16 protein-coding genes and 1 tRNA gene are annotated in these 16,426 nt (G+C 59.9%); 8 read left to right on the forward strand and 9 right to left on the reverse strand.

Annotation, left to right across the window (positions count from 1 at the left end; all coding sequences use genetic code 11):
- From AB5Y92_RS16725 to yqhD, 6 genes are all read right to left on the reverse strand, one after another.
- The coding region (locus tag AB5Y92_RS16725; protein WP_368227191.1) for a cation:dicarboxylase symporter family transporter at positions 1 to 412 on the reverse strand (412 nt) is incomplete at its 3' end.
- A gap of 134 nt (positions 413 to 546) precedes the next feature.
- On the reverse strand, positions 547 to 1,833 hold the full coding sequence (locus AB5Y92_RS16730) for a serine dehydratase subunit alpha family protein (RefSeq protein ID WP_368227192.1): 1,287 nt from the start codon (positions 1,831 to 1,833) through the stop codon (positions 547 to 549).
- A gap of 279 nt (positions 1,834 to 2,112) precedes the next feature.
- Positions 2,113 to 2,892, reverse strand: coding sequence for a substrate-binding periplasmic protein (locus tag AB5Y92_RS16735; RefSeq protein WP_368227193.1), 780 nt, complete (start codon positions 2,890 to 2,892; stop codon positions 2,113 to 2,115).
- 98 nt (positions 2,893 to 2,990) lie between these two features.
- Complete coding sequence (gene pntB, locus AB5Y92_RS16740) at positions 2,991 to 4,475, reverse strand: Re/Si-specific NAD(P)(+) transhydrogenase subunit beta (RefSeq protein WP_005339759.1); 1,485 nt, start codon at positions 4,473 to 4,475, stop codon at positions 2,991 to 2,993.
- 11 nt (positions 4,476 to 4,486) lie between these two features.
- Positions 4,487 to 6,013, reverse strand: coding sequence for a Re/Si-specific NAD(P)(+) transhydrogenase subunit alpha (gene pntA / locus AB5Y92_RS16745; RefSeq protein WP_019446577.1), 1,527 nt, complete (start codon positions 6,011 to 6,013; stop codon positions 4,487 to 4,489).
- Between the two features lie 507 nt (positions 6,014 to 6,520).
- Complete coding sequence (yqhD, locus tag AB5Y92_RS16750) at positions 6,521 to 7,684, reverse strand: alcohol dehydrogenase (RefSeq protein WP_368227194.1); 1,164 nt, start codon at positions 7,682 to 7,684, stop codon at positions 6,521 to 6,523.
- Between the two features lie 157 nt (positions 7,685 to 7,841).
- On the opposite strand from yqhD, the gene AB5Y92_RS16755 reads away from it, so the two are divergent.
- Both AB5Y92_RS16755 and AB5Y92_RS16760 read left to right on the forward strand, forming a co-directional pair.
- A complete protein-coding gene (locus AB5Y92_RS16755) occupies positions 7,842 to 8,744 on the forward strand; it encodes an AraC family transcriptional regulator (protein WP_019446575.1) in 903 nt (300 codons plus the stop codon).
- A 17-nt stretch (positions 8,745 to 8,761) separates the two neighbouring features.
- A complete protein-coding gene (locus AB5Y92_RS16760) occupies positions 8,762 to 9,274 on the forward strand; it encodes a lipocalin family protein (protein ID WP_005341930.1) in 513 nt (170 codons plus the stop codon).
- 65 nt (positions 9,275 to 9,339) lie between these two features.
- On the opposite strand, the gene AB5Y92_RS16765 is transcribed toward AB5Y92_RS16760, so the two are convergent.
- Both AB5Y92_RS16765 and AB5Y92_RS16770 read right to left on the reverse strand, forming a co-directional pair.
- The gene (locus tag AB5Y92_RS16765) at positions 9,340 to 11,232 is read right to left on the reverse strand and encodes a methyl-accepting chemotaxis protein (RefSeq protein ID WP_005357549.1); all 1,893 of its coding nucleotides are present in this window, start codon (positions 11,230 to 11,232) and stop codon (positions 9,340 to 9,342) included.
- Positions 11,233 to 11,439: 207 nt separating this feature from the next.
- Positions 11,440 to 11,937, reverse strand: a complete 498-nt coding sequence (locus AB5Y92_RS16770; protein ID WP_047440377.1) for a lactoylglutathione lyase family protein — start codon at positions 11,935 to 11,937, stop codon at positions 11,440 to 11,442.
- Positions 11,938 to 12,037: 100 nt separating this feature from the next.
- Between AB5Y92_RS16770 and AB5Y92_RS16775 the strand changes: the two genes are divergently transcribed.
- Positions 12,038 to 12,910, forward strand: coding sequence for a LysR family transcriptional regulator (locus AB5Y92_RS16775; RefSeq protein ID WP_368227195.1), 873 nt, complete (start codon positions 12,038 to 12,040; stop codon positions 12,908 to 12,910).
- Positions 12,911 to 13,062: 152 nt separating this feature from the next.
- Here AB5Y92_RS16775 and AB5Y92_RS16780 read toward each other — a convergent pair.
- Positions 13,063 to 13,139 (reverse strand) — tRNA-Trp (locus AB5Y92_RS16780).
- A gap of 201 nt (positions 13,140 to 13,340) precedes the next feature.
- Between AB5Y92_RS16780 and AB5Y92_RS16785 the strand changes: the two genes are divergently transcribed.
- The 5 genes from AB5Y92_RS16785 to AB5Y92_RS16805 all read left to right on the forward strand — a co-directional run bounded on the left by AB5Y92_RS16785 (position 13,341) and on the right by AB5Y92_RS16805 (position 16,250).
- The gene (locus tag AB5Y92_RS16785) at positions 13,341 to 13,883 is read left to right on the forward strand and encodes a hypothetical protein (RefSeq protein WP_368227196.1); all 543 of its coding nucleotides are present in this window, start codon (positions 13,341 to 13,343) and stop codon (positions 13,881 to 13,883) included.
- A 99-nt stretch (positions 13,884 to 13,982) separates the two neighbouring features.
- Positions 13,983 to 14,177 (forward strand): hypothetical protein, encoded by a 195-nt coding sequence (locus AB5Y92_RS16790; protein ID WP_013724188.1) that lies wholly within the window; start codon positions 13,983 to 13,985, stop codon positions 14,175 to 14,177.
- Entirely contained in the window at positions 14,158 to 15,078 is a 921-nt protein-coding gene (pyrB, locus tag AB5Y92_RS16795) for an aspartate carbamoyltransferase (RefSeq protein WP_005339735.1), read from the forward strand. Before AB5Y92_RS16790 ends, pyrB begins: the two co-directional genes overlap by 20 nt.
- Before the next feature lie 15 nt (positions 15,079 to 15,093).
- Positions 15,094 to 15,558 (forward strand): aspartate carbamoyltransferase regulatory subunit, encoded by a 465-nt coding sequence (pyrI, locus tag AB5Y92_RS16800; protein ID WP_005339730.1) that lies wholly within the window; start codon positions 15,094 to 15,096, stop codon positions 15,556 to 15,558.
- Positions 15,559 to 15,758: 200 nt separating this feature from the next.
- Complete coding sequence (locus AB5Y92_RS16805; RefSeq protein ID WP_005339728.1) at positions 15,759 to 16,250, forward strand: arginine repressor; 492 nt, start codon at positions 15,759 to 15,761, stop codon at positions 16,248 to 16,250.
- Positions 16,251 to 16,426 lie beyond the last annotated feature (176 nt).

Raw genomic sequence — 16,426 nt, forward strand, 5'->3', positions numbered from 1 at the left:
TGAGCCCTTCAGCAGTCAGGCCAAACAGGTTGGACATCAGGATGCCCGCCCCGGCGGCGATGGCGGTGGTGAAGATCAGCACGCCTATGGTCATGGCGCTGATCTTGCCCAGCGCAGTGCCGCCATTGAGCTTCAAGATAGCGCTGATGATGGAGACCATGATGAGCGGGATGATGATCATCTGCAGCAGCTTCACATAGCCGCTACCCACGATATCCAGATAGTCGATGGTCTGAACAATGACGGGCGAGCCTGCACCGTAAAGCAGTTGCAACGCGGCGCCGAACAGAATACCGAGCCCCAGACCGGCAAATACCCGGCGGGTGAAGCTCACATGTTTTTCCTGTAACCGGTAGAGAAAGAACAGCAAGATGGCGGCGATGGCCAGATTGCCGATAACGCTAAATGTCATGATATGACTCCCCAAAAAAGCGGGCTTGCGCCCGAGAAACAAGAGCAAGCGCCATGCTTGCCCTGGCAACCGTGTCAGACGGTCTGCGCCGTCGTGACAAGAACAAGGGGGTCTATCGCCCCCTTGTCACAGATTCACTGCTTCTGCTGTTTCGCTCGCATGATATTGATGATTTCGATGTCGGTATCCAGCATCCCCTCTTTGGAGAGTCGGCCCAGATTGGCGATGGTCTGGTCCACGTCATCGGAGACGATCCCCTCGCTCTGGGGGACATGCAGGTTGTTGATGGCCATCAGCGAAGACTTTACCGCCGCCGAGGTAGAAGTGGAGACCTTCATGGAGCAGGCGCTGCCCGCGCCGTCGCAGATGATGCCGGAGACATCGCCAATCATGTTGTTGATGCAGTGGCTGATCTGCTGATACTGGCCGCCCAGCAGCCAAGTGATGGCGGCACCGGCACCCATGGCGGCGGTACTGGCGGCGCAGAGGGCCGACAGCTTGTTCTGATAAGTCTTGATGTAGATGGCCACCAGATGGCTCATCACCAGTGCCCGGGTCAGCTGCTCGTCGCTCGCCTTGAGGAAGCGGGCAGCCGCGACCACAGGCATGGTGGCGGCAATGCCCTGATTGCCGGAACCGGAGTTGGACATGGCGGGCAGCATGGCACCATCCATCCGCGCATCGGAGGCGGCGGAGGAGAGGCGCATCGCCAGCGTCATCAGGTCATCGGAGAGCAGCTTGCGCTCCACCTGTTCGGTAAGGATCTTGCCGATCTTCAGACCGTAACCCTGCAACCCTTCATCTGCCAGCGCCTGATTCATGGTGGCGGCCTCGCGGATAAAGTCGATCTCCGCCAGCGGCACTTCCAATGCAAAATCGACGATCTCCCGCAGGGTCATGGCCGGTTTGGCGGATTTGGCTGGCTGGATCTGCACGCCGGGGGCTCTGGCCTGCTCCATCAGTACCTCGCCATCCTTCTCCATCAGGATGATGCGGGTGTGGTCGGTACAGATCACCACCCGGGCACTGTGCCCTTCAACTTCGGCCAGCACCTCGGCGTAGAGCACGTCCGGCACATCCTTCACATCCACCTTGATCACCGGCAGCAGCGCCTTGGCCGCTTCCACCTGTTCTGGTGTGAGGGTCTTGAGCACCTCCAGCCCGGCATCCGGGTTGCCCCCTGTGATGCCGACCGCAGCGGCCACCGGCAGACCGATCATGCCGGTACCCGGCACCCCGACACCCATGCCGTTCTTGAACAGATTGCCACTGACCCAGACGCTGATACGGGTCGGGGTCTCCCCCAGCAGCTTGCGGCAGTTGGCCGCCGCCAGCGCCACCGACATCGGCTCGGTGCAGCCCAGGGCCGGCACCACTTCACGCTTGAGCAGGGTAATAAAGTCGGTCCATTGTGGTTTCATCTGTGCATTCTCATCTTGGTGGCGCAATGCCTGTCATCGCCACAGGCAACAGCATGGCAAAAAAGGGTGACACGGGATCAACATCAAGCAGGAGCGCGTCGCCAAGGCGTCGCGAGAGAGGTGGCCGTCTGATGACTGCCCCATGCAAATCAACTTAATTTGATTCTAATATCAATAAAATCAAATTAAGTTGCGCAACATCGCTTTTTTAGCGCCATTATGCCCGTCTTTTAACAAAGCGCGACAATTTGTGATGCAACGCACAGACGATGGAGTCACCTAGAGATGATAGCGGGCCAGCAGCTGCTTGTAGGCGGGAGTCTGTTTGAACGCCTTGAGGGCAGAGGAGAAGCGGATAGCCAGCTGGTCGTGGCCGGGCTTGTGGGTAAACGCGAGGAAGTTGCGGTTGTCGTCGGTCAGCAGGCGCGAGCCGTGGCTCACCTGATCCTGCAACCCCTGGGTATGCAACAGATAACGACCGACCCGCTCGTTGAGCACCACCCCGTCCAGCCGACCGGCCATCATCAGATGCAGCTGTTTGATGGCATTCCCCTCCCCCGTCATCGGCATCCGGATCACCCCGGGATCGGTCAGAAAATCGGGGCTGTAGGCATAATCTTCCTGAATACCTATCCGCAGACCCTTAAGGTCGGAGAGCTGCTTGAAATCCACCGGACGAGCCGATGGATAAAAGAGCACTTCTCCGCTGTAAGAGAGCGGCTCTTCGGGATAGTGGAGCCAGTGCTGGCGGGAAGGTTCAAAGAAGACATCGAGCACCGCATCCCCCTGCCCGAGACGGGCCTGCTGCAGAACCCGCTTCCAGGGCAGCACCCTGATTTCGGTGCGATAACCCATCTGGCGCAACACGGTACAGGCCAGATCGAGATCGGCGCCGGCCAGCTCGCCATTGTCACCACGCATCACATAAGGGGGCCACAGCTCGGTCAGCAGCGTCAGGGTCGGCTGCTCGCTCGTCGCCACGGCCGAACCAGCACCAAACAGGGAGGCCAGCAGCCAGCCGTACAACCCGATCCTTCGCCAACCCTGACACCACATCATGGAGATCCCTCATGGTCCGTATGGATTGAGGATATACAAGGGATGAGCAATAAAAAAGGAGGCCGAAGCCTCCTTGATATTCACTCTCTGAATGGCACTTACAGTGCTTTCAGGATTGCCTCGACGCTGGCCTTGGCATCGCCAAACAGCATCTGGGTATTTTCCTTGAAGAACAGCGGGTTCTGGACACCGGCGTAGCCAGTGTTCATGGAACGCTTGAAGCCGATGACGTTCTGCGCTTTCCACACTTCCAGCACCGGCATACCGGCGATCGGGCTGCCCGGATCTTCCATCGCGGCCGGGTTTACGGTGTCGTTGGCACCAATCACCAGCACGGTATCGGTATCGGCGAAGTCGTCGTTGATCTCGTCCATTTCCAGCACGATGTCATACGGGACTTTCGCCTCCGCCAGCAGCACGTTCATGTGGCCAGGCAGACGACCGGCAACCGGGTGGATACCGAAGCGCACCTTGACGCCGCGGTCACGCAGCTTCTGGGTGATTTCAGCCACCGGATACTGGGCCTGCGCCACCGCCATGCCGTAGCCCGGGGTGATGATGACGGAGCTGGAGTTCTTCAGCAGGTCAGCCACTTCCTCGGCGCTGGTTTCGCGGTATTCGCCCATCTCCTGATCAGCCGTGGAGGCCACGCCATCGGAGCCGAAGCCACCGGCGATCACGGAGATGAAGGAGCGGTTCATCGCCTTGCACATGATGTAGGAGAGGATCGCACCGGAGGAACCTACCAGAGCGCCGGTGACGATCAGCAGGTCGTTGGAAAGCATGAAGCCCGCCGCCGCCGCCGCCCAACCGGAGTAGGAGTTCAGCATGGAGACCACCACCGGCATGTCTGCGCCACCGATGGAGGCAACCAGATGCCAACCGAAGGCGAAGGCGATCAGGGTCATCACTAGCAGGGCGAAGGTAGAGCCGCCCGCGTTGACGAAGTAGACCATCAGCGCCAGAGAAGCGACCACGGCCAGCAGGTTCAGCTTGTGGCGGTGCGGCAGCATCAGTGGCTTGGAGGAGATCAGACCGCGCAGTTTGCCGAAGGCAACCACGGAACCGGTAAAGGTTACGGCACCGATGAAGACGCCCAGGAAGATCTCGACCAGATGGATGTTCAGCATGGCGCCGGTCAGGTGCTCGACCTGGGCAACGCTGTTGGCCTGCTCGAACGCCGCACGGGCGGCTGCCAGCGTGGCATCCAGGTTGGAACCGACGGAGACGACGACCTCAGCAGGTGCAGAGGGGTGCAGATCGATGAAGCTGTTGAAGCCCACCAGCACTGCCGCCATACCCACGAAGCTATGCAGCACGGCCACCAGCTCGGGCATCTCGGTCATTTCGACCTTGAGTGCCAGACGCACGCCGATGGCACCGCCGATCACCATGGCCAGAATGATCCAGTGAACGCCACTGGTCTCCGGGTTGAATACGGTGGCGAGCAGGGCGATAGCCATACCCGCGATACCGAACAGGTTGCCATGCTTGGCCGTTTCTTGCTTCGACAGTCCCGCGAGACTGAGGATGAAGAGCACGGCGGCAACGATATAGGATGCTGTTACCAGTCCTTGAGACACGTTAAACCCCCTTAATCCTTACGGAACATCTTCAGCATGCGCTGAGTGACGGTGAAGCCGCCGAAGATGTTGATACTGGCAATCAGCACGGCGATGAACGCCAGCGCGGTGACCAGGGTCGACCCTTGCCCGATCTGCAGCAGGGCACCGACCACGATAATGCCGGAGATGGCATTGGTGACCGACATCAGCGGCGTGTGCAGGGCGTGCGATACGTTCCACACCACGTAGTAACCGACCACACAGGCCAGGATGAATACGGTGAAGTGGGAGAGGAAGGCTGCCGGGGCAACAGACGCAATCCAGCCGAAGGCGGCGATGCCGAGGGCACCGAACACGAACTTCTTGTTGGAAGGCTTGGCCTCTTCCTTCTTGGCGGCCGGTTTGGCGGCGGCCGGTTTCTGCGGGGCAGCAGAGACAGAGATGGCGGGCGGCGGGAAGGTCACTTCACCGGCCTGGATCACCGTCATGTTGCGCTGAACCACGTCTTCGAAGTCGATAGCGACGTTGCCGTCCTTCTCCTTGCACATCAGCTTCATCAGGTTGACCAGGTTGGTACCGTAGAGCTGGGAGGATTGGGCAGGCAGACGACCCGGCAGATCGGTGTAACCAATCACCTTGACGCCATTGTCGGTGACATGCAGCTCACCCGGCACTGTGTATTCACAGTTGCCGCCAGCCTGAGCGGCCATGTCCACGATGACGGAGCCCGGCTTCATGCTGTCGACCATCTCTTTGGTGATCAGCTTGGGAGCCGGCTTGCCCGGGATCAGGGCGGTGGTGATGATGATGTCCACCTCTTTGGCCTGCTGGGCGAACAGCTCCATCTCGGCCTTGATGAACTCATCGGACATGACTTTGGCGTAACCATCGCTGGATGCGCCATCTTCGCCACCGAAGTCCAGCTTGAGGAATTCCCCACCCATGGATTCGATCTGCTCGGCCACTTCCAGACGGGTATCGAACGCACGCACGATGGCACCGAGGGAACCGGCAGTACCGATGGCAGCCAGACCGGCCACACCGGCACCGATCACCAGTACCTTGGCAGGCGGCACTTTACCGGCTGCGGTGATTTGACCGGTGAAGAAGCGACCGAACTGGTGCGCAGCTTCAACCACGGCGCGATAGCCACCGATGTTGGCCATGGAGGAGAGGGCATCGAGGGACTGGGCACGGGAGATCCGCGGCACCATATCCATCGCCATCACATTGATGTTGCGCTCGGACAGCTTCTTGACCAGCTCAGGGTTCTGGGCAGGCCAGATGAAGCTCACCAGAGTGGCGCCATCTTTAATTTGTGCGATCTCGGCATCGGTCGGCGCATTGACCTTGAAGATAAGGTCGGCTTGCCAGACATTCGGCACCACGCTGGCACCGGCAGCCTCGAAGGCGGCATCATCGAAGCTGGCCGACAGGCCTGCGCCGGTCTCGATGGCGACCTCGAAGCCGAGCTTTTTCAGCTGCTCGACGGTAGCCGGGGTCGCTGCGACCCGGGTCTCACCGGCGAGACTCTCTCTCGGTATTCCAATCTGCATGACTATTCCCTGATGGTTAATAAACAATCGCTGCCCAGTGTCTCACTTCTGACGAAACAAGACATGACCAAAGTGCAGGTCCAGGGCTCTTTGTTATGAAAATCAGTAGGCTTTACCTCAACCTCCTGTCATGGTCAGGCCCCCGCTTTTCAGGCGCGAAGGTGATTAGTATCAAATTTTGGAGTTTTATTACAACCGCAGTCCCGACGGCACTCGTACAGAATTCAGCCCATCCCTGGCTACGATTAAAAAAAACAAACCAAATTAGAGGCTTATACCAGTAAAAACGGCTGAAAAAAGTGATCCAACCAGTCAAAAAAAATGTTTTACCGGCCCTCTATCTTAGCGTTTTTTGTTCTTACGAAATCCGCTTTCGTCTCACTTCTCGCAGCGAAACGCCGAAAAGTAACATTTTCCCAACAAAAGCGGGGCCACTCAGCCGCCAGAAGGCGGGAGAGGGCCCCGACAATTCAATCGTTTCGCCCGTTTGGCGCCGATTGGCGGCCCTTACCAGGCCGCTTCATAAATATGCTGGCTCTGCACCAGATCGATGTCGCCGTGCTCGCCGATGGCAGTCATACCGTGCTCCCCCAGCTTGCCGATCAGGGTGTCGATACCCAGATCTTTCAGACCGTAGTCGCGCAGTCGGGTCTTGACCCCCATCCGCTCGAAGAAGTCGCGGGTCGCGGCGATGGCATCGTCGATGCGCTCCGCTTCGCTACCGCTGTGCAGACCCCACACCCGCTCGGCGTATTGCAGCAGCTTGGCATGTTTCTGTTTGCGCTTGGCCTGCAGCAGGGCGGGCAGCACCACCGCCAGAGTCTGGGCGTGGTCGAGGCCGTGCAGGGCAGTCAGCTCGTGACCCAGCATGTGGGTGGCCCAGTCCTGCGGCACACCGGCACCGATCAGGCCGTTCAACGCCATGGTGGCGCTCCACATGATGTTGGCGCGTACCTCGTAGTTGTGCGGCTCGGCCAGCGCCTTGGGGCCCTCTTCGATCAGGGTCAGCAGCAAGCCTTCGGCGAAGCGATCCTGCACCTTGGCATTGACCGGATAGGTGAGGTACTGCTCCACGATGTGGACGAAAGCATCCACCACCCCGTTCGCCACCTGACGCTCGGGCAGGGTGTAGGTGAGCACCGGATCCAGCACGGCAAAACGCGGCATCACGAACGGCGAGAAGAAGTGCACCTTGTCGCCACTGCTGCGACGGGTGATGACGGCGCCCATGTTCATTTCGGAACCGGTCGCCGGCAGGGTCAGCACGGAACCGAGCGGGATGGCGGAATGCACTTCGCTGCCGACGGTCTCGAGAATGTGCCAGGGATCCTTGGCCAGATCGTAGTGCGCAGCAGCGGCGATAAACTTGGTGCCATCGAGCACGGAGCCACCGCCAACGGCGAGCAGGAAGTCGACCCGCTCGGCACGGGCCAGCTCCACGGCGCCCATCAGGGTCTCGTAGGCCGGGTTCGGCTCGATGCCGCCAAATTCAAACAGGGTCATACCGGCCAGCTCGCTGCGGATCTGTTCCAGCAGGCCGCTGCGCACCACGCTGCCGCCACCGTAGGTGATCATGACGCGGGCATCGCTCGGAAGCTGCTCGCGCAGCTGGGCGATCTGCCCTTGGCCGAACAGGATTTTGGTCGGGGTATGGAGAGTAAAGTTGTTCATCGACATTGCCTTCTTCTGAGAGTCAGGGCGGCCAGGCCGCGAAATCATGATTGCATTTTTCTCCAGAACCACCCTACCATCAAGACAACATCCTGCTTGATTCTTGCCTATTTCTACAAAGCAGCGAAAACCGGAACTGTCGAATCAAAGAGCGCCCATGCAAAACCGTTACAGCGACCTCGCCGCCAGATTGACCCGCCACGTCACCGCACCCGGCATCACCCCATCACCGGTGAAACAGGTCAACCTCATCTATACCACCGAGCACCATGGCCGCACCCCGGTGCTCTACCAACCGCGGATGATCGTTATCCTGCAGGGACACAAGGTGGGTTATCTGGCGGATCAGGTATTTCGCTACGACCCCAATCACTATCTGCTGATGACCCTGCCGCTCCCCTGCGAGTGCGAGTGCTTCGCCTCCCCCGAGCAGCCGCTTATCGGTTTTACCATCGAGATCGATCTGGTCACCCTGCAAGAGCTGCTGCTGGAGCTTGGCGATGCCCTGCCCGCCCCCGCGCCACAAAAGAGCGGCGTCCACTCGGTCCCCCTGTCGGAAACCATGTTTTGCGCCGCCGAGCGACTAATCGAGCTGATGGACAACCCGCTGCACGCCAGGGTGCTGGGGCCGCAAACGGTGCGGGAGATGCTGTTCCACGCCCTCACCGAGGGGGGCGGCCCGGCGCTGCAAGCGCTCGCCAATCGCCACAACCATGTGGGCCAGATCGCCCGGGTGCTGCGTATGATAGAGTCCCGTTATGCCGACAACCTCACCATGGAGGAGCTGGCGCGGGAGGTGAACATGAGCGTCTCCGCCTTTCACCACCACTTCAAGGCGGTCACAGCCACCTCGCCGCTGCAGTACATCAAGTCGTTTCGCCTGCACAAGGCGCGGATGATGATGCTGCACGATGGCATCAAGGCGGGCACCGCGGCGGCCAGAGTCGGTTACGAGAGCAACTCCCAGTTCAGTCGGGAGTACAAGCGCTTCTTCGGCAGCACGCCGACGGATCAGGCCTCCCGCTTCCGGGATGGCCAGCTGCGCATCATCGAGGGATAACAAGAGAGGGATTACTTATGCGTTCACTGCTTTGCCTGTTCACCGCTTTACTGCTGACGGCCTGTACCGGGATTGCCGACGGCATTCGCCCCGTTACCGGCTTCCAGCTCGATCGTTATCTTGGCACCTGGTATGAGATTGCCCGCCTCGACCACAGCTTCGAGCGGGGGCTGGAGCAGGTGAGCGCCACCTACAGCCTGCGGGACGATGGCGGCGTCAAGGTGCTCAACCGCGGCAAGCAGAGCGATGGCAGCTGGCGCGAAGCCGAGGGCAAGGCCTACTTCGTCGATAGTCCTGACGAGGCGCGGCTCAAGGTGAGCTTCTTCGGCCCCTTCTACGGCGGCTACAACGTCATCGACCTCGATCCCGATTACCAGCTCTCGCTGGTGACCAGCTACAACCACGACTACCTCTGGATCCTCTCCCGCTCACCCAACCCGCCCAAGGCGAAGGTGGATGCGCTGGTCGCCAAGGCGAAGTCGCTGGGCTTTGCCACCGACCAGCTTATCTGGGTCAAACAGACCCCTTAAGCCAGTCGTGAAATAACAAAGGGCAGCCCGCGGGCTGCCCTTTTTCATGGAGAGTTGGCGGAGGATCAGAGCCGGAAGCGGCCGATCTCCTGCTCCAGCCGCTCGGTCAGCGACTTGAGCTCGGCCGCCTGCGCCGCCTCGTTGCCCGCCTGCTCGGCCAGCTCTTGCGAGACGTGGCGGATATTCTCGGTATTGCGGCTGATCTCGCCGGTCACCGAGGTCTGCTCCTCGGCCGCCGCCGCGATCTGGGTCGCCATGTCGCTGATGGAGCCGATCGCCTCGTTGATCCGGGCAAGGCTCTGGTTGGCCGCTTCCGCATCCTCGACGCTGGTACCCGCCAGCTGACGGCTGGTCTCCATGCCACCCACGGCGCGACGGGTGGTCTGCTGCAGGGTCTCGATCATCTGCTGGATCTCGTCGGTGGAGTCGTGGGTACGGCGTGACAGCACCCGCACCTCGTCCGCCACTACCGCAAAACCGCGGCCCTGCTCACCGGCCCGGGCCGCCTCGATGGCGGCGTTGAGCGCCAGCAGGTTGGTCTGCTCGGCGATGCCGCTGATGGTCGCCAGAATGCCGCTGATCTTCTGGGCATGGCTGTCGAGCTCATTGATGATTTGGCTGGCATCGGCCACTTCGTCCGCCAGACCGGTAATGCTGCGCTGACTCTGGCCAACCTGGGATTGACCGGCGACCGCCAGTGCGACCGCATCGGTGGCGGTGGTGGCGGCAAACTCGGCGTTGCCGGCGATCTCCTGGGTAGCGGAAGCCATCTCGGTCACCGCGGTCGCCACCATCACGATCTCGTCCTGCTGCTGGCGCACCCGCTGACTGCGAGCCTGCGCCCCGGCCGCCTGGGCACGGGACTGTGCCGCCAGCTCGACGGTCACATCCCGCAGCCGGCTGACGATACCGTGCAGCCGCGCCACAAACTGGTTGAAGTTCTGGGCCAGCTGACCCACCTCATCCTTGCTGTGAGTGTTGATGTGAACGGTGAGATCCCCCTCGCCGTGGGCAATGTCGTGCAGGGCGTGCGCGACCCGACCGAGATCGGCGAACAGGTATTTGAAGGTGGCGGTGAGCAGGGCGCTGAACACCAGCATCAGCACCAGGGTCAGCCCCACCAGCTCCCACAGCAGACTGCTGAGCGGCGCTTCCAGCACATCGCGATACATCACCATGGCCAGCAGCCAGTCGGTGCCCGGCACCGGTTGTACCGCCAGCAGCACATCCCGCCCGTCGAGGGTGGCGGCGTGCAGCTCGCTGTTTTCGCGGCCCCACTGCTGGAAGGTGGCGGCAGAGAGTCCCGGCGCCAGCTCGGCGATGGGCTTGAGTGCCAGATCCTTCTGCGGATGGCCGACGATGAGGCCACTGCTGTCGAGCAGCATGGCGTAGCCCTCACCCTGCACCTTCATCGCCAGCACCTCGTCAATAAGCTTGTCGAGCGCCAGGTTGGCCCCCACGGCGCCGACCAGCTCGCCCTGATGGCGTACCGGCTCGGAAAGAGTGACCACCAGCTTCTGCATGGTGACGCTGACATAGGGGGCAGTGACGATCAGCTGTCCCGCCTTCACCGCATCCTGATACCAGGGGCGCTCGCGTGGGTCATAGTTGCCGGTGTTGAGGGAGGGATCCTGCCGGGTCATCACCCCCTGCGCGGAGCCAAAATAGGTGAGCCCGAACCCACCGGAGGTATAGGCCTGCTTCAGGTGGGGCACCAGCTCGGCTTGGGGGTTATCGCTGATCAGGTTGACCAGCGCATGGACGGTGTTCTTGCGATCCGTCATCCATTCGCCGATGGCGACCGAGTAGGCGTGGCCATAGTTGACCGCCTCGCTCTGGATGGCGCTCATGGTGCGGGATTTTAGGGTGTGAAAGGCAACGATGCCGAGCAGTGATGCCATCAGCAGCACTACGCCAAGACTGGTGGCCAGCAGCTTGCCGCGCAGAGAGAGGGTCATGACGACGAATCCTTGTTGTTGTGTCAGGCAGGGAAAACCCTGATGTATCAAAGGCTATCGGCCGCAATATGAACAGACTTTAGTGAATCTGTATATTTTCCCATCTATCAACAACAGAACGCGCTATTCGTGTGAACCAGATCGCTATTCCATGCTACTGACTCTTGTAACAACAAAGCAGCAGGCCGCCCGAAGGCGGCCTGTCACTTACCCCTGATATGCACCGGCTGAGTAGGTCAGCTCATAGCTGTGGCTGTAGATCTCGACGATATTGCCGAAGGGATCTTCCATGTAGACCATGCGGTAGGGTTTCTCGCCCGGGTAGTACTCGCGCACCGGCATCCGCTGCTTGCCGCCCGCTGCGACGATGCGCGCCGCCAGCCCCTCGACATCCGGATCCTGCACGCTGAAGTGAAACACCCCGCTCTTCCAGAATTCGAAGTTGTTCTCACGGCGCTCGCTGTTGGGAAACTCGAACAGCTCGATGCCGATCTTGTCGCCGGTGGAGAGATGAGCGATGCGGAAGGAGCCCCAGCCCGGGCCAAACACGTCGTTGCACATCACGCCGATGGCGGAGTCATCCTCGGTGATGGTGGTCGCCGGCATGATGAGATACCAGCCCATCACCTTGGTATAGAACTCGACTGCCTTGTCGAGGTCAGTCACCGTGATGCCGATGTGGGAGAAGTTGCGCGGGTAAGTCATAAGTCACCTTGAAATTGTGTGTGGGAAACAGGTGACATGATAGGAAGAGGCGCCATAATGAAAAATAAGGTCAAACTAATGGAAGGCATAAATTAAATTTATGGTTAATCCACTCTGGCTCCACACCCTGGTGGTGGTGCATGAAACCGGCAGTTTTACCCGTGCCGCCGATCGGCTGGATCTCACTCAGGCCGCCGTCAGTCAGCATATCTCGCGCCTCGAGGCCGAATTCGGCCCCCTGCTGCTGCGCAAGCCCCGTCTGCTGGAGCTCACCCCGCGCGGGCTGGTGCTGCTCGACTTCGCCCGCCAGCAGGAGCAGGCCGCCGAACAGCTGCGAGCCCGTCTATCTGACGACGATCCTCACCGCGGCGCTATCTCCCTCAGCACACCCGGCAGCATCGGCCTGCTGCTCTATCCCCTGCTGCTCGACCAGCAACAGGAGCATCCCGGACTCGCCATCCAGCACCGCTTTGCTCCCACCCCCGACATAGTGCAGGCGGTACTGGCAGGGCGCAGCGATCTGGGACTGGTGGATCAACCGCCGGAGCACCCCAGCATCGCCGCCGAGCCCTTCGCCCGCGAACCCCTCTGTCTGGTGGTGCCCAACGATGGCGAGGAGCAGAGCTGGCAGCACCTCTGTCAGCTCGGCTTTATCGATCACCCGGATGGCCGCAGCATGGCTCAACGCCTGCTGGGACGACGCTACCCCGGCCAGCGCTTTGACGAGATCCCGCTGCGCGGCTTTACCAACCAGATCGGCCTGATCCTGGAGCCGGTCGCCCGTGGCCTCGGCTTTACCGTGCTGCCCCGCTTCGCCGTCACCGCCTTTGCCCAACAGGAGAAGATCCGGGTGATCCAGAGCCGGATCGAGGTGATCGACACCCTCTGGCTGATCTACCGCGCCGAGTGGCCGCTCCCCGCCCGCCACCAGCGGCTGGTCACCGTCCTGAAACAGCGGGTTGCAGCACACTGAACGCTCTTGCGGCAGACATCGAGATCAATGTGGCCACAGTCACCGGGGCTAGCGGCTAGAAGGAGAAGGGAGAGAAGAGAAAGGAGAGAGGGATAAATTGGCGAACGCCGAAAATGCGAAAGGCCAGCTCAATGAGCTGGCCTCTCTGAAAATGGCAGGGGCGGCAGGACTCGAACCCGCAACCATCGGTTTTGGAGACCGCTGTTCTACCAATTGGAACTACGCCCCTGCAACAAACGAGGCGTAGTATACAAAGCGGGTTTCAAAGGTAAAGGCTTTTTTTACGATTTTAATGCGATTGCACAAATCCCGAACAAGTCGCGCTTGTTTGTGCAGCAAAGCGGGATAACTTGCTGTATTTACAGCCCTGCCGGGGTAGGAATGGGACATAAATGGGGGTAGGGTGAAATCAGGTACCGGGAGGCCACTTATGCTCAATTACCGATTGCTCCAACAACTGGCGCCCCTCAACTTCAGGGACGAACGCAAGACAGAGGCCCTGCCCGCCTATCTTGAACGGGTCGCGCCGCTGGTGCCCTTTATTCCTGAAAATGTGCTTTCCCAGTGGATTTACCGTCATTGGCGCGGTTTTGAGTCCAACTGGAGCTTTATCGATCTCGCCAGCCATCAATTCACCTGTGAAAGCTGGCCCACCGCGCAACTGGTAGAGCAGGTGGACTCCCGCCATATGGAGGTGATCGAGCGCTGGGGGGAGATGCTGCGCAGCAACCGCTATGTCCGTCGCTCCTGGCTCGGCGAGAAGATGCTGAGCGAAGGGAGCTGGCCCGAGCCGGTCATCGTGCTGGCGCCGGAGGCGGGAGCCAGCTACCCGAACGGTCATCCCCTGCCCCGCCCCTACTGCCTGCTGGAAGGACACCACAGACTCGGTTATTTGCGCGCCATGGCCCGCGATGGGGAATCGCTACAAGAGACGCACAAGGTGTGGATTTGTCGTCACATTCCCGCCACTTAAACGTTTTTCACGCTGAATTTGGCATCGGAAATAAAATTTTGACAATTGAAAAAGCGGCCCTATAATCTGTCCGGTTTTGAAAAAGGTCGGGACGAAACGATGCAGTTTTTGATTCAGAAAACAGCCTTGCAGACGGGTGGTGCGCACCAGAGCGGCCCCGTTGTTTCCGGTTCCCACCCCAACGATCCCCAGTTATTTTTAAAAAAAGCCCCTGTTTCAGGGGCTTTTTTTTGTGCCCGAAAAACCTCCAATGATGTCAAAGGGAATGCAGACGATGACCAATCCACTCTATAAGAAACATGTCATCTCCATTTCGGACCTGACCCGGTCAGAAATGGAACTGGTAGTCTCAACCGCACAACGGTTGAAGGCTGAACCTGACACCAGCCTGTTGAAAGACAAGCTGGTTGCCAGCTGCTTCTTCGAAGCCTCCACCCGCACCCGCCTCTCGTTCGAGACCGCGGTACAGCGCCTTGGCGGCAACATCATCGGCTTCGCCGACGGTGGCAACACCAGCGCCAAGAAGGGCGAGACGCTGGCTGACTCCATCAAGATCATCGGCTCCTACTCGGATGCGGTGGTGATGCGCCACCCGAAAGAGGGCGCGGCCCGTCTGGCCTCCGAGTTCTCCCGCGTGCCGGTCATCAACGGCGGCGACGGCTCCAACCAGCATCCGAGCCAGACCCTGCTCGACCTGTTCACCATCCATGAGACCCAGGGTCGTCTGGACAACCTCAACGTCGCCTTCGTCGGTGACCTGAAATATGGCCGCACCGTGCACTCGCTGGCCCAGGCCCTCAGCCTGTTCAACTGCCGTTTCTTCTTCATCTCCCCGGAAGCGCTGGCGATGCCGGACTACATCTGCGAAGAGCTGGAAGAGAAGGGTATCCAGTTCAGCGTCCACCAGACCATGGAAGAGGTGATGCCGGAGCTGGACATCCTCTACATGACCCGCGTCCAGAAAGAGCGCTTCGACGAGACTGAATACAAGCACATGGCCGCCAAGTTCATTCTGGAGCTGGCAACCCTGGAAGGGGCCAAACCCACCATGAAGATCCTGCATCCCCTGCCCCGCGTCGACGAGATCGATGTGGCGGTCGATAAGACTCCCCACGCTTGCTACTTCCAGCAGGCGGAGAACGGGGTCTATGCACGCCAGGCGCTGCTGGCACTGGTACTGAACGAAACTGTCTGAGCTTAGGGGAATATCATGTCTGACAAGAACCAACTGCAAGTCGAAGCCATCCGTCACGGCTCCGTCATCGATCACATCCCCGCTGGCCAGGGCATCAAGATCCTCAAGCTGTTCCAGCTGGTTGAAACCCAGGAGCGGATCACCGTCGGCTTCAACCTGAAATCCGGCGCGCTGGGCAAGAAGGATCTCATCAAGATTGAGAACACCCGCCTGACCGAACAGCAAGCCAACCAGCTGGCGCTGTTCGCCCCGAAAGCGACCGTCAACATCATCGAAGACTTCAATGTGGTGAAGAAGCACCAGCTGGAGCTGCCGGAGTTCATCGCCGGGGTGTTCCACTGCCCCAACTCCAACTGCATCTCCCATAACGAGCCGGTGGACAGCTACTTCCGGGTGCGCGAAGTGAAAGGCGTGGTGCGGATGAAGTGCAAATATTGCGAGAAGTCCTTCACTCAGGACATCGTCAGCGAGCGTTACTGATATCTGATTGGGCCCTGCGGGGCCCATTTTTGAACCCTGTCACATCACCGAATTTCCAGTCAGCTATAATTTGCCATCGCAAGATGGTAATGCCCGTTCATTCCCTGCATATAGATGGATTATCAGTGTTTTTGCCTGATAACTGACTGCTATGGCAGATATCGCGCGTTTACCTCCGGTCATCATCAAAGGAATTCGCTGTGGTCAAAACCCTCAGTCGTCCCGTTGCCCAAGAGCCCGATCTGGCCCAGCTGGATGCCTGTCGCCAGATCATCGGTCAGCACTGCTACAGCACCCAGGAAGAGATCCGCCGCGAGCTGTCGGAGCGCGGCTTTGCCGACATCAGCCAGTCCACCATCTCCCGCCTGCTGCGCCGCCTCGGCGTCGCCAAGGCGCAGAATGCCAACGGCAAGAAGGTCTACACCTTGGTCGATGAGCAGCTGGAACCCGCCGGCAGTACCCGCTCGATCCACGACATGGTGCGCGAAGTGGTACACAACCAGCAGATGGTGCTGATCCACACCACTCCGGGGGCCGCCACCGTGGTGGCTCGCCTGCTGGATCGCAACGCCAATCCCGAGATCATGGGCGCCGTCGCAGGCAATGACGTGGTGCTGGTCGCGCCGCGCCATATCAGCCGTACCCGTCAGGCCCATGCTGCCGTGGTGCGTACACTGGCGCAGGCCCGCTAAGCTCTCTCCCCAAATACATCGAGGCGACCTGCGGGTCGCCTTTTTGTTACCTGCTACTTTGTGCCCATCACTTCTTGTGCCCATAAAAAAGGCTCTGTCCCAATTACGTGTTGAAAGGCTAATCTTGAAGTAGGCCATCACCTTGAGGTCTACCATCATGGATACCCCAGCCTTTC

Source organism: Aeromonas sp. R1-1 (assembly GCF_040908495.1).
In the GTDB taxonomy this organism is placed as follows: Bacteria; Pseudomonadota; Gammaproteobacteria; order Enterobacterales; family Aeromonadaceae; genus Aeromonas; species Aeromonas veronii.